Source organism: Flagellimonas sp. S3867, from assembly GCF_014698935.1.
In the GTDB taxonomy this organism is placed as follows: Bacteria; Bacteroidota; Bacteroidia; order Flavobacteriales; family Flavobacteriaceae; genus Flagellimonas.
On record NZ_JACVMN010000001.1, the window covers coordinates 936,765 to 948,579 of the forward strand.

Genomic DNA, 11,815 nt, shown 5'->3' on the forward strand with positions numbered 1-11,815 from the left:
CACTGAATATTAATACAATGCCTGTAATGCCACAATATCGGAATCACTGAATTCACCATCTGTGGTACTCTCTAAGCAAGCTAAAAACAAAGAATCCATGTCAATATTATTCTGGGTAGGTGTTCCAGGTATGTGAATGGCCCCTACACCAGCAGCACCCTCATTTCCACCATTTGGACATGAAATGGAACGATTAAAAAAATCGGTATGCCTCATGCCCAAGCAATGTCCGATTTCATGGGCTACCAAGCCTTCATTTGCGTTAATGGATTGATTGTTTGCAGCTACATGTATTCTGACTTCGCTGCCTGGATTGCCAAAACTGGGATACAAAGCGCTTCCACCTGGTTCATTGCTACCGGAGCCATGATCAATCACTACATTAATACCAGGAGTATAAAGTGGCCAAGATTCTTGCAACGTTCTTATGGTATAAAAATTTAAATCAAATTGAATGTCCAAATTTAAATTGTTGTAGTTCTCTACAGCTCGAACCAGACCTTCGGCAACATGATCCATATTTTGAAAATAAAAGAAGTTTATGGCCTTTACTTCAATTATTCTAACGCCATTATTAACACTTACCAGATGCGAAATACGATACTGACTATGCAAATCATCTATTTCAATTGGGTTTTTCTCATCCAAGCTGTTATTTTGGTCTTGATAGTTATCCGGATTTCGATTAAACAACCCTTCTTCGCTTATGTAACCGTCCCTTCCAATTTCATAAACTATGGAGACCTGGCCAGATTTTGTGTCCCTAGACTCAAATACCCTCACATATTCTCCTTCAAAACCTGCTTTTTGAAAGTTTTCGATTTCCCTTTTTGACAACCCATAGTCTTCAAGCAGGGTAAATTCTTTATGACCATTTAGTAAATCGGTCAACTCAGATTCAGTTAGCAAATTTGTTGTTTCCTTTGGCTCTACTGTACATCCAAATACAATTAGCCCCACCAATAACACGACGATTTCGGTTAAGTTTTTCATTTTTCCTGTTTTAAAAATTAGTAAATGATTTGGGGCTAGCTGAAATCGCATTTCAAATGTAGGAAAAATATTTATGCAATATTATTGCGTATATTAATAAACTGAACTAAAATCAAAAAAGGCAAATGCCCGTTGGAGTTTGCCTCTTGGACGGGTCTACCCTATTGAAAAAAAAACGGGCAACTAAAGTTGCCCGAATTCCGTTTTTTGATGTTTGTATTGGTTATCCTTTCAAAAAATCTCCAATTTCACCTAGTCCTTCTCCTTTGTAATCTGATTTTTGAATGGCCTGCATAAGTTGTACTATATGTGCGGGGTTCATGTCTTTTCCCAAAACCCTGACCAAGGCAAAGCCTTTGTCTTTGCTGTCACCGTAAATGATGACCTCATCGATTGCATCTTCATCCCCAAGATATTTGATAACACCTTTTCCGTAGGAAGAATTTATCTTCATCAATTCCACAAACTCATCATCCTTAAGAATTTCCCTTACTTTGGTTTTCTCGGCCTTGTACTCAGCGGCATTGTCGGCATTCTTTTTGAAAGCCAAGAGGTTGAACTTTCTAAGTGATTCCACAGCTTGCTTTTGTGTTTCGGTAAGATCTACCCCATCCATTTTTAAGATGCTCGCCGGAACATCAACTACAATGAAATTAGGATTCTCTGAATTATCCACATAATACTCCTGTAGACTTTGCTGTGATGAGCAGGAGGCCAAAAGTATGGCTCCTGCTATCATTAAACTTTTAAACATATATTTCATCTGCACTTTTTTGATTGCTATTATTCTTTATCCAATTTCTCCAACCCTTTATGGAGCTTCATTTTTCTGGTCAACGAACCCACTTTTGCAAGGTCAATATCTCCTGTCATGGTCAACAGAACGGTTTCAAAATTGTGATGGTCATTGCCATGCTTTTTGTCATCTATCCCCGTCACAAACATCAATAACTCTTCAACGCTGTCTTCATTTTTCCCATGCTTGATGTAAAACCTCAAATTAGTGTCTCCGTCTTTCACTTTCATCAATTCCTCTAATTTAGATGACTTTACATATTGCTTCATGGTCGCTGCCATATCTGCTGCCGCACTGTCATCTTCTGAAAGAAAGATTTTGATATTGTTAATGTTTTTGGCCAGTTCTACAAACTCCCTACTCTCTTCATCTTCATCATCAGCCATCATTGCCGCGGCAATTTTGAGCATGCCATTGTTAATGGTTACGGTTCCTACTCTATCGGAATCCTCGAACTTATCGAATATTGACTGTGAAATTCCCATAAAAGGAAGCATTCCGGCCAACAGCATAATAATTATTACTTTTTTCATTTTGATGTTTTTTGATTGATGTTTCGTCATCAGTTCAAAGCTGGCAGAATATCTGAATCCTGCCAACTGAAAACTGCTCACTGTTTATTGTTTTTTACCTGCCTTGTTCAACTCTTGTGGCAAGTTCATCTTGTTGGTCAACGAATTGATCTTGTTCAAGTTGATATCTCCTGTCAATGAAAGTAAAACCGTCTCGAACTTTCGGCCATCTGCCTCAACTTCTTTCAATCCGGTTACGAACATCAACAACTCACTCACATGGTCATCATCCTTACCTTGTTTAATGTAGAACTTTACATTGGCATCCTTATCCTTCACACGCATTAACTCTTCCATGGTAGAGGATTTTAGGTATCTGTTCACTGATGATTTCATATCATCACCAATTTCCTTATTGTCGGTGGTAAACACCTTTAAGCTTTTAAGGCTACTGGCAATGTCCATAAAATCCTGTGCTTCTTGATCATCCACTTCCACATCTATCTTCGCCAACAGGTTGAACATGCTTTTGTTTACCACAACAGAGGTCACGTCATCCAAATCCTCGAATTTATCGAACAGTGATTGCGAAAAACCTGAAAGTGGTAGTACAGCTATTAAAATGATTAAAATATTCCTTTTCATTTTTTACGATTTAATTATTATTATAAATTTTCTGTTTTGCGACTTCAAACTCTTGTAAATAGGCCACTTTTTCCGTGCCTTTCCCAAAATTCTCCGCTAAGAGCTCAAAAGCCTTTTTGGTTTCTTGATAGGCATACTCTGCCTGTCTTTTTTCCTGGTATTGATTACCAAAATAGATGCCAAAGGATAAAACTGCTACGGCCGCAACGGAAATCCACTTGTAAAAGTCTTTTCTAGGTTTTAATGGAACCTGCTTGGTATACCGTTCTTCCTTGGCGTTGGAAAAGTAGTTGAACATGGGCTTATATTGCTTCAGATGTGTTGGTACACTTTCTTGGGAAAAATAAGCTTGCAATGTTTTTTCTTCGGCCACCGTGGTGGTCGCTTCGAAATACTTTTCCAATAATTTTTCTATGTTATCCAATTCCATAGCTATGTTTTTTTACTAATTCTTGTCGTACTGTTTTTCGTGCTCTTGATAATGCTACTCTAACTGCCGTAGGTTTCATATCCAAAAGTTCGCATATTTCTTCAAACTCATATTGTTCTACGTCCCTTAACTGCAAAACCATTTTTTGTTGTTCCGGGAGCTCTTCCATAATCCGTTCCATCCACCGAACACTGTCTTCTGCTTCGAGCTGTCCCTGCAATGATGTGCTTTCATCGCTATAATTACTGTGCACTAATTTTAGGTTTCCCGCCTGCTTGGATTTTAATCGGTCCAAACAGAAATTCTTGGTCATTGTCATGGCAAAAGCTTCCACGTTTTTATATTCTCCCATGCTTTCGTTCTTTGACCATAGTTTTAGCAAAATTTCTTGCGTGGCATCTTCCGCTTCCTCCCTGGAGACCAAAAGCCGTTTGGCCAGTCGGTACAGCTTGTCCTTAAAGGGCATGACCACATTTAAAAATTCGGCTTGTTTCATTCGGTTGTCTTAGTTGTAATAAGCATAAAATTCTCCGCCTATATTATCACGACGACACATATCGAATTTTGTTACAAAAAGTTTGTATTCTCCTGATATGTATCTATTTTGTGACTTCAATTTGTAAGAATTTAGAAATTTATACCACATAAATACTATGTTTTCCTGTTTATATGGAATGATATTTGATGATTCTTGTAAAAAGTTCGCTATGAAGAAATTACTTTTCCCCCTTGTTGCCTTGTTGTTTATTGCTTGCTCTAGTGACGATGACAATGGCATAGAAAATCCTAATCCAAATCCGCCGACCGCTACCCTAGATGATGTATTGGTCCAAAATTTTATGTGGGGGGCGATGAACCTCTGGTATTTTTGGCAAGCTGATGTGCCTGATTTAGCTGACGGCCGATTTGCAAATGATGAAGAATACACGGAATTTTTAGCTGCGACCGAAAATCCTTCCGATTTCTTCTTTGATGTGCTTTTGTTCGGTGAAGATCGCTTTAGTTTTTTAAATGACGACTTTAACGAGCTTGTGAACAATCTCTCAGGAGTTTCAAAAAGTAATGGGCTTGAATTTGGGCTTGTTCAATTTTCTGGAAGTAATGATCTGTTTGGATATGTGCAATACATTGTTCCAGATTCAGATGCATCTACCAAAAGTATTCAGCGCGGGGATATCTTTACTCGGGTCGATGGACAACAACTCACTATAGAAAACTATCGCAATCTGTTGTTTGGCAGCAATGACACCTATACTTTAGGATTGGCCGATATTGGTGGAGGCACTATTACTGATAATGGTACAGAGGTTAGTTTAACCAAGATTGAAAATCAGGTAGAGGATCCTATTTTGGTAGCTGAGACATTGGATGTCAACGGAACCAAAATAGCCTACTTGATGTACAACCGCTTCCTAAGAAATTTTGATGAACAACTTAATGCGGCCTTTGGAAAGTTTGTTACTGATGGTGCCACGGAGCTTGTACTTGACATGAGATACAATCCGGGAGGGTCAGTAAATACTTCCAGACTTTTGGCAAGCATGGTCCATAGTACCGATACCGACAAGCTTTACATTCGTCAACGTTGGAACGGTAAAATACAGGCCCAATTGAGTGCAGAACAATTAGAGGACTATTTTGCCAATACCACGGGAACAAGTGCAGTCAATTCTTTGAACTTGAGCAAGGTTTATGTGTTGGCCACAAATGGTTCAGCTTCGGCCAGTGAACTGGTCATGAACGGCTTGGCTCCTCATGTTGATGTTGTGCATATTGGTGAAACTACACGAGGGAAAAATGAGTTTTCCATTACTTTGGTGGATGACCCGGATAATGCATTCATATATGATAGCAATCGCGAGGATCAAATCAACCCCAATAACAGTTGGGGCATACAACCTTTGGTTGGACGTAATGAAAATGCAGATGGATTCTTTGACTACACTGCTGGGTTAGCACCGGATATTGTGCTAGAAGAAGATTTGGAAAACCTTGGTGTATTAGGTGATGTCAACGAACCTTTATTGGCACGGGCTATTCAAGAGATTACTGGCATTACCACAAAACGTAGTTTTTCCGTTTCAATGCCGGCTAAAATGTTTACCAGTTCTAGAATTGAAACTTCAATCAAAGACAATATGTATTTGGACAAACCATTGCATTTGAACAAATAGCACTATTTACAAAAAAAGAAAAGCGGCCTATCGGCCGCTTTTCTTTTTTCATTTCATTTAGTTGACTTTTAACCGAGTATCACCTTCGTCGAATTTACATGATGATATTTTTTAGACAGCTTTTCGGGAACATGTAAAACATCAGGATGAAAAAGACCCGCAAGCAGTTCAATTCCATTGACCAATGTATTGGCCGAAGATTGTGTAAACATATCAAAATCAGCAATAAAAATGGCATTGTCCTGGAATGCCTTTAAATCCTTCCAGCCTTCCTTATCTCTTAAAATATGTAGCTCTTCCAATGTCCGGTCTACGGTAAATCCGCATGGAGCTATGACCAAAACTTCTGGGTTGTATTTCACAATCTTTTCCCATTGGGTAACAATGCTATCCCCAGAAGGATTGGAAAGCATATCCACTCCCCCGGCATAGGCAATTTGATGTGGAATCCAGTGTCCACAATTGAAAATAGGATCTAGCCACTCCATCAACATGATACGCTTGGGCAATGCTTTAGCAGCTCTTAACTTATCTACAACGACATTAATTCGCTGGTGCAGTTTTTTTAAATAATCATAGGCAACCTCTTCTCTTCCCAATGCCCTGGCAATGGTCACAGCAGATTGAAAAACGTCCTCCAAAGATTCAGGACTTATAGAGATCAATTCCGGTTGCTTCTCCAAATTGGCAACCACAGCAGCCGTGCAAGCAGTGTCTATCTGGCAGATATCGCACATATCTTGGGTAAAGATAATGTCGGGAGCTATTTGTTCCAAAAGTGGCTCATCCACATAATACAAATCTTTTCCTTGGTGTTTACTTGCCGAAAAAAGAGCATCTATTTCACCGCTGGATAGATTTTTTCCTTCAAGCACGCATCGAACCACTGGTTTTTTTTCTTTCAGAGCCTGTTCAGGACATTCAAAAGTGATGCCATGCAAATACTCTTCAAACCCCATATCGTAGAGCATTTGGGTCACAGCCGGTAAAAACGAACAAACCTTTAGCATGGCATCAAATTATTGAATATTATAAAGTCAAATTAAACCCAGCGCTTATATTTCTTCCGCGGGTAGTAAAACCAATGACCTCAACATATTCTTCATTCAACAAATTGTTCCCGTTCAAGAATACTTTTAGCTTATTGGGTTTTAGTTCATGTTCCACATATAAGTTCACCAAAGAGAAGGTATCCAACGCCACATCCGTAAATGTGCTGAAATCTGTATCGAATCTTTGACCGGTATACGCGTAGCTAAGAGAAATTCCCGTTGTTTCGCAAATTTGGTAGTTCAAGGCAAGATTCACCTTATGTTTTGGGATTCTAATGGCATTATCGCCCTTTCGTTCGGTAAACGTATAGTTGGCATCCACACTGAATGCATCTGATGGCTGCCATGATGCTTCCACTTCTACGCCATTGGCATCTATTTCATTGGAAACATTGATACTGGTAAAATTTTGGTCGAAACCAATCGTGTTTTTCTCGTTTCGGTCAAAATAAAGGGCGCTCACCCTAAGCTTATCATTCACAAAATATTCAACACCACCCTCGATGGTTCTGTTTTCTTCTGGTTCCAAATCTGGATTGGCACCAAAATCACCAAACAACTGAATCAAATTAGGTGTGATATAGGATGTGGCATAAGACCCCAACAATTTTAGGTATCCATTGGATGTGGTAAATGCGTATGACGGATTGACGTTGTAAACAAAATGATTGCCATATTCCGAGTGGGTATTAAATCGTACCCCTGTATTCAAATTGAAACCAAAATCGGAAACATAGACCACATTGGCATAGGGATCTAGAATATTAAAATCGGCTTCGCTGCTAAAAACAGCCTCATCCTTTACATAGTTTACCCCTAGAATGGTGTGCCATTTGTTATCAATCACATATTTATTGTAAAAATCCAAAACCAGATTCTTACCATCTGAAATACTCTCTCCAAAAGTACTTTTAGAATCCGTTTCGTAGTCCGTATAAGCCGAGTTTATATGAATAGAACCCTTGTTATATTGGAAAGAAGATGAAAGTCCAACCCTGTCTTGCTTTACCTTGGCACGATTGGGTGCTTCCGCCAGTGACGCATCAAACTCTGTGTCAAACTTTGTTTGATTGCCATAAACTGATACTTCAAAATTGTCCGAAAATTGATAGCCAACCTTTAGATTGGTACTATAATGCGAGAACGTATCTTCTTCATTTTCCGATGTTGTCGCAGCTGAAAGTCCGCTCGAATATCGGTTTGAAAAACCGGCATTGTAATAGAATTTGTTCAAGGTTCCATTTATCGATATAGCGTTTCCAAAACTTGCCAAATTGTAATTTTGGTCATTCGCAGTTTGATTGGTTCCAATTGTGGATTGTACATTCCCTGCAATTTTTTCCCTTGAACTTTTCTTTGTGGTAATATTGATTACCGCTGTTGCCGCATTGGTTCCGTATAACGTACTAGCCGCTCCCTTAATGATTTCGATGGATTCAATATCGGCTGTTGCTAGCAATCTCAAATCGTATTCTTGAGAAAAGGAAGATGGGTCAGAAACTCTAACACCATCTATGATGATCAAGGCTTGACGACCTCTACCACCTCTTGCGAAAACTCCAAACACGGAGCCGTCTCGACCACGACTTCCTGTTATTTCAATTCCACTCTTGGTGTTGATGATTTCTGGAATCGTCTTTCCCTGGCTCCTTTCCAGCTCTTCAGCCGAAATTTTAATGACTGTTTTACCTGAATTTTCTCGTTTCAACTGAAACCGGGAATCACTCACAACCACTTCTTGCAGTTGCTGTACTTCGACAGAATCTTGCCGAGATTCTTGGGCATAAAGTCCCTGACCTGCCACAAAAGTGGCACATAACAATACATAAGTTTTTTTCATTTTCGTTTAAGTGAATAAACGGGAGAATAGTATGCTGTCCCATACGTAAACCTTTGTCCCGAAAGTTTAACAATGCTTGTTTGAATGTGGCAGGTCTCCTGACTTGTCTAATGTTATTTGGCCTTCCCATCCGTTTTTAACGGACAGTGGCAATGCAGTAACAACACCCTCAAAATGAGGTGCCAAATCAAGTTTGGCATAAACTTACAGTTGCGGGAACAGTTCCGGATTCGCACCGGATTCCCTTTTAATCGTGCGAAAAAGCTTCGCACAAACCAAAATTCGGAACGAAAGTAATCATTCTGTTTAATCTTTTTTCGCAAAAGTTAAATAATCTTACATTTGAAGCATGTCAAAAAATATCCTTTCAAAGCTGTGTTTTGTAACTTTGTTCATAGCGTTACTCTCATCATGCGTAGAAAAAAAGAAGCCACTTCCGGTTGAGCAACCCCTGTCTCAACCCCACTTACAATATGCTTCGGGTTTCACCATGGAAAGGTCAGGGGACGTCACTATAATCAACGTTTCTTCACCATGGCCAGGTGCAGCTTCAGGCTTCACTTATGCGCTTGTTCCAAGGAATAAATTGGCATCCATCACCCTTCCCAATGATGCGTATGATGCCATTGTAGCAACTCCGGTCCAAAATATGGTGATTACTTCAACCACGCATATTCCCGCCTTTGAAGCCTTAGGGGTGCTTAATGTGGTTTCCGGTTTTCCCAATACCGATTTGATTTCTTCCCCAGCTACCCGGAAACGCATTGCCGATGGACAAATAAAGGAGTTGGGAACCAATGAAAATATAAACACCGAGGTTGTTCTAGAGCTAAATCCAGAAGTCATCATGGGTTTTGGCATCAATGACACCAACAAAGCTTATGAAACCTTAAAACGCTCAGGTATTCCTGTTGTTTATAACGGAGATTGGACGGAGCAAACACCATTGGGAAAGGCAGAATGGATTAAGTTCTTTGCCCCTTTCTTTCATAAAGAAGTGGAAGCCGACAGTATTTTCAAGAATATCGAAACCTCATACAAAGAAGCCAAACTTTTGACCGAAAAAGTAACCCAAAAACCTACGGTGCTTACAGGTGGATTGTATAAAGATGTGTGGTATGTGGCCGGTGGAAACAGTTGGATGGCCCAATTTCTAAAAGATGCCAATGCCAACTATTTATGGGCAGATTCTGACAATAAGGGTAGCATAGGACTGAGTCTGGAAGCAGTACTGGAAAAAGGGCAGCAAGCCAATTTTTGGTTCAATCCCTCATTACATTCCAGTTATGAGGAATTACAACAGGCCAATGCACATTATAAAGAATTTGAAGCTTTTAAAAACAAAAAGGTGTTTTCAAATGCGGTTAAAAAAGGGGCTACTGGCGGACTATTGTTTTATGAATTGGCACCACATCGTCCGGATCTTGTCTTAAAGGATTTGATTTCGATTCTGCATCCAGAACTTCTCATCGATTATCAACCCCATTTTTTTATGCCACTAAACTAAATGCATTCGATAAAACCATACCGCATTTCCTTTGCGCTAATTGCTTTAGCATTGTGCTTTGCATGGTTATTGAATATAAGCTCCGGTTCGGTAGCGATTCCGTTTGAGGCCATGCTCTCCGTGCTTACCGGGTCAACCGCTGAAGTTGATTCTTGGAATTACATTATCTGGAATTATCGTATTCCAAAGGCTTTTACAGCGGTTTTGGTCGGAGGTGGACTATCCATAAGCGGTCTGTTGATGCAAACCTTGTTTCGAAACCCTTTGGCCGGACCTTTTGTGTTGGGAATCAGTTCAGGTGCAAGTTTGGGAGCAGCTTTAGTGCTTATGAGCGCCTCATTTATTTCTGGAATTGCTTCGTTTACTTTTATAAATGATATTTCAATGGCCATTGCCGCCAGTTTAGGAAGTTTTTTGGTGTTATTGGTAGTCATGCTGGTCGCAAACCGGGTTAAAGATACCATGGCCTTGCTCATCATAGGTTTGATGTTTGGCAGCATCACCGCAGCCCTAGTGAGTGTTTTGGCCTATTTTTCAAGTGCGGAGGATTTACAACGCTTTATTTTTTGGTCGTTTGGCAGTGTTGGCAATCTATCAAGTCAACAAGTAATGCTTTTATCGGGGGTTGTCTTTCTTGGATTATTGTTAAGTGTCCTGTCCATTAAAAAATTAAATGCCTTTTTGCTGGGTGAAAACTATGCACAAAGTTTGGGGGTGTCCTTAAAAAAATCAAGATTGATCATTATTATCGCCACAGGATTACTTGCGGGTGGAATTACAGCGTTTGCAGGCCCGATTGCTTTTATTGGATTGGCGGTTCCCCATCTTACCCGGCAGATTTTTGATACCATGGAACATCGAGTGCTTATTCCTGCGGTATTCCTTTACGGTGCTATTTTGATGTTATTTTGTGATACCATTGCCCAATTGCCCAATTCAGCTAATGTGCTGCCGATAAATGCCATAACTTCATTGGTGGGAGCGCCTGTTGTCATTTGGTTGTTGGTGCGAAAACGTAAAATGCTGTTTTAATGTCCGAACTTAAAAAACATAGCATCGAGGTCAAAAACCTAAGCATAGGTTATAAAAACAAAACTGTTGCGAATAACATCAGTTTCTCAATGGAACCTGGACAGCTATGTGCCATTGTTGGTGTAAATGGTGTCGGAAAATCCACCCTACTCCGTACTCTTGGAAAACTACAACCCAAATTGTCAGGTGATATTGAGATAAACGGTAAAACCTTGGAGCGCCATTCCTCTTTTGAATTGGCCAAAACACTGAGTTTTGTACTGACGGAACAACCAGCTTCCAAAAACTTAACGGTGCAGGAGTTGATTGCTTTGGGCAGACAACCCTACACCAATTGGATCGGTACGTTGACCATCGAAGATAAAAGACAAGTTGAGGAAAGTTTATCTTCTTTTTTGTTGAAAAAACTGAGGAACAACAAATGTCATGAGCTCAGCGATGGTCAACTGCAACGGGTTTTGATTGCTCGGGCCATGGCCCAGGACACACCCCTGATTCTTTTGGACGAACCTACGACCCATTTAGATCTCTATCACAAAGTCCAGATTTTGAAGTTGCTCCAACAACTGGCCCATACCAAACAAAAAACTATCATTTTTACCACACATGAGATTGATTTGGCCATTCAATTGTGTGATAAAATTTTGATTTTGGACGGAAAAGTAAATCCAAGTGGAACACCTAGTGAATTGATTGAACAGAAGCACTTTGAACAATTGTTTCCTTCAGAAATGGTTCAGTTTGATGCCAAAACTGGTTCCTTTAAAGTAAACAAGTAATTTGTTTTGTCATTCCCGCGAAGGCGGGAATCTCATGATTCTTTATGGATTCCGA

At 39.9% G+C, this 11,815-nt stretch carries 12 protein-coding genes and 1 riboswitch; of the genes, 4 read left to right on the forward strand and 8 right to left on the reverse strand.

Annotation, left to right across the window (positions count from 1 at the left end):
- Positions 1-9: 9 nt before the first annotated feature.
- The 6 genes from IAG46_RS04225 to IAG46_RS04250 all read right to left on the reverse strand — a co-directional run bounded on the left by IAG46_RS04225 (position 10) and on the right by IAG46_RS04250 (position 3,872).
- Positions 10-993: a M57 family metalloprotease gene (locus tag IAG46_RS04225; RefSeq protein WP_190809067.1), complete on the reverse strand. Its 984-nt coding sequence runs from the start codon at positions 991-993 to the stop codon at positions 10-12.
- A gap of 223 nt (positions 994-1,216) precedes the next feature.
- The gene (locus tag IAG46_RS04230) at positions 1,217-1,756 is read right to left on the reverse strand and encodes a DUF4252 domain-containing protein (RefSeq protein ID WP_190809068.1); all 540 of its coding nucleotides are present in this window, start codon (positions 1,754-1,756) and stop codon (positions 1,217-1,219) included.
- Between the two features lie 20 nt (positions 1,757-1,776).
- Positions 1,777-2,322 carry a DUF4252 domain-containing protein gene (locus IAG46_RS04235; RefSeq protein ID WP_190809069.1) on the reverse strand — a complete coding sequence of 182 codons (546 nt, stop codon included), beginning with the start codon at positions 2,320-2,322 and terminating at the stop codon, positions 1,777-1,779.
- 84 nt (positions 2,323-2,406) lie between these two features.
- Positions 2,407-2,946, reverse strand: a complete 540-nt coding sequence (locus tag IAG46_RS04240) for a DUF4252 domain-containing protein (RefSeq protein WP_190809070.1) — start codon at positions 2,944-2,946, stop codon at positions 2,407-2,409.
- Between the two features lie 10 nt (positions 2,947-2,956).
- Positions 2,957-3,376, reverse strand: a complete 420-nt coding sequence (locus IAG46_RS04245; RefSeq protein ID WP_190809071.1) for a hypothetical protein — start codon at positions 3,374-3,376, stop codon at positions 2,957-2,959.
- Complete coding sequence (locus IAG46_RS04250) at positions 3,363-3,872, reverse strand: RNA polymerase sigma factor (RefSeq protein WP_190809072.1); 510 nt, start codon at positions 3,870-3,872, stop codon at positions 3,363-3,365. The genes IAG46_RS04245 and IAG46_RS04250 overlap by 14 nt, the downstream gene beginning before the upstream one ends.
- A gap of 211 nt (positions 3,873-4,083) precedes the next feature.
- On the opposite strand from IAG46_RS04250, the gene IAG46_RS04255 reads away from it, so the two are divergent.
- Positions 4,084-5,550, forward strand: coding sequence for a S41 family peptidase (locus tag IAG46_RS04255; RefSeq protein WP_190809073.1), 1,467 nt, complete (start codon positions 4,084-4,086; stop codon positions 5,548-5,550).
- A 68-nt stretch (positions 5,551-5,618) separates the two neighbouring features.
- Here IAG46_RS04255 and IAG46_RS04260 read toward each other — a convergent pair whose 3' ends face one another.
- Both IAG46_RS04260 and IAG46_RS04265 read right to left on the reverse strand, forming a co-directional pair.
- A complete protein-coding gene (locus IAG46_RS04260) occupies positions 5,619-6,560 on the reverse strand; it encodes an ABC transporter substrate-binding protein (RefSeq protein WP_190809074.1) in 942 nt (313 codons plus the stop codon).
- 19 nt (positions 6,561-6,579) lie between these two features.
- Entirely contained in the window at positions 6,580-8,442 is a 1,863-nt protein-coding gene (locus IAG46_RS04265) for a TonB-dependent siderophore receptor (protein ID WP_190809075.1), read from the reverse strand.
- A gap of 70 nt (positions 8,443-8,512) precedes the next feature.
- A riboswitch (cobalamin riboswitch) is annotated at positions 8,513-8,737 on the reverse strand.
- A gap of 54 nt (positions 8,738-8,791) precedes the next feature.
- Here IAG46_RS04265 and IAG46_RS04270 point away from each other — a divergent pair.
- Genes IAG46_RS04270 through IAG46_RS04280 form a run of 3 tightly spaced genes read left to right on the forward strand, consistent with a single transcriptional unit; the run spans position 8,792 to position 11,760 of the window.
- Entirely contained in the window at positions 8,792-9,949 is a 1,158-nt protein-coding gene (locus IAG46_RS04270) for an ABC transporter substrate-binding protein (RefSeq protein WP_190809076.1), read from the forward strand.
- Positions 9,950-10,981, forward strand: coding sequence for an iron ABC transporter permease (locus IAG46_RS04275; protein ID WP_190809077.1), 1,032 nt, complete (start codon positions 9,950-9,952; stop codon positions 10,979-10,981). It abuts the gene before it with no gap.
- The gene (locus IAG46_RS04280) at positions 10,981-11,760 is read left to right on the forward strand and encodes an ABC transporter ATP-binding protein (RefSeq protein ID WP_190809078.1); all 780 of its coding nucleotides are present in this window, start codon (positions 10,981-10,983) and stop codon (positions 11,758-11,760) included. The genes IAG46_RS04275 and IAG46_RS04280 overlap by 1 nt, the downstream gene beginning before the upstream one ends.
- The last annotated feature ends 55 nt before the right edge of the window (positions 11,761-11,815 follow it).

Excerpts from the sequence above, each read along its gene's own strand:
- IAG46_RS04280 (WP_190809078.1), top strand. The coding sequence starts at position 10,981 with ATGTCCGAACTTAAAAAACATAGCATCGAGGTCAAAAACCTAAGCATA.
- IAG46_RS04260 (WP_190809074.1), bottom strand. The coding sequence starts at position 6,560 with ATGCTAAAGGTTTGTTCGTTTTTACCGGCTGTGACCCAAATGCTCTAC.
- IAG46_RS04275 (WP_190809077.1), top strand. The coding sequence starts at position 9,950 with ATGCATTCGATAAAACCATACCGCATTTCCTTTGCGCTAATTGCTTTA.
- IAG46_RS04250 (WP_190809072.1), bottom strand. The coding sequence starts at position 3,872 with ATGAAACAAGCCGAATTTTTAAATGTGGTCATGCCCTTTAAGGACAAG.
- IAG46_RS04255 (WP_190809073.1), top strand. The coding sequence starts at position 4,084 with ATGAAGAAATTACTTTTCCCCCTTGTTGCCTTGTTGTTTATTGCTTGC.
- IAG46_RS04245 (WP_190809071.1), bottom strand. The coding sequence starts at position 3,376 with ATGGAATTGGATAACATAGAAAAATTATTGGAAAAGTATTTCGAAGCG.
- IAG46_RS04225 (WP_190809067.1), bottom strand. The coding sequence starts at position 993 with ATGAAAAACTTAACCGAAATCGTCGTGTTATTGGTGGGGCTAATTGTA.
- IAG46_RS04265 (WP_190809075.1), bottom strand. The coding sequence starts at position 8,442 with ATGAAAAAAACTTATGTATTGTTATGTGCCACTTTTGTGGCAGGTCAG.
- IAG46_RS04230 (WP_190809068.1), bottom strand. The coding sequence starts at position 1,756 with ATGAAATATATGTTTAAAAGTTTAATGATAGCAGGAGCCATACTTTTG.
- IAG46_RS04270 (WP_190809076.1), top strand. The coding sequence starts at position 8,792 with ATGTCAAAAAATATCCTTTCAAAGCTGTGTTTTGTAACTTTGTTCATA.
- IAG46_RS04240 (WP_190809070.1), bottom strand. The coding sequence starts at position 2,946 with ATGAAAAGGAATATTTTAATCATTTTAATAGCTGTACTACCACTTTCA.
- IAG46_RS04235 (WP_190809069.1), bottom strand. The coding sequence starts at position 2,322 with ATGAAAAAAGTAATAATTATTATGCTGTTGGCCGGAATGCTTCCTTTT.